This window comes from Ruegeria sp. AP12 (genome assembly GCF_056540025.1).
In genome coordinates, this window is record NZ_JBQFVZ010000356.1 from 1 (window position 1) to 503 (window position 503).

1 protein-coding gene is annotated in these 503 nt (G+C 64.0%); it reads right to left on the bottom strand.

The window, feature by feature from the left end; translation table 11 throughout:
- Positions 1–503, bottom strand: a 503-nt coding sequence (locus ACR0E6_RS23190; protein ID WP_480587867.1) for an HRDC domain-containing protein, incomplete at both ends; no start/stop codon positions are given.

Sequence of the window (503 nt, forward strand, 5' to 3'; positions counted from 1 at the left end):
GTGACAATTGTGACTGCACCTCAAGCAGGCGGTCGTAAATCTCGCCCTGCTCGCGCCCGGCCAGCTTGCGGCGGGCGGGGTGGACAGCTTCTACGGCCCCGGCGATGACCTCAAGGAAGGTGTCACCATAGCGTTCAAGCTTCTTGGCACCGACCCCTCCGATGCGGGCCATGTCGTCCAGTGCTTGCGGGCGTTTCTCGGCCATTTCGATCAGGGTGCGGTCGGGGAAGATGACATAGGCAGGTACACGCGCGGCTTCGGCCAAAGCGCGGCGCTTGGCCTTGAGGGCAGAGAGCAGCGGCGCGTCTTCTTCGGCTACCATCGCCTTGACTGCCGGACGACGAGTGGCTTTGCGGATTGTATCCTTGCGCAGGTTGATCTGCGCCTCACCCTTCAGGATCGGTTTGGCGGCCTCGGTCATGCGCAGGGCACCGTGGCGTTCGGGGTCGGGGCGGACCAGATCATGGCCCATCATCTGCCGAAAGATCGCCTGCCATTGCGGG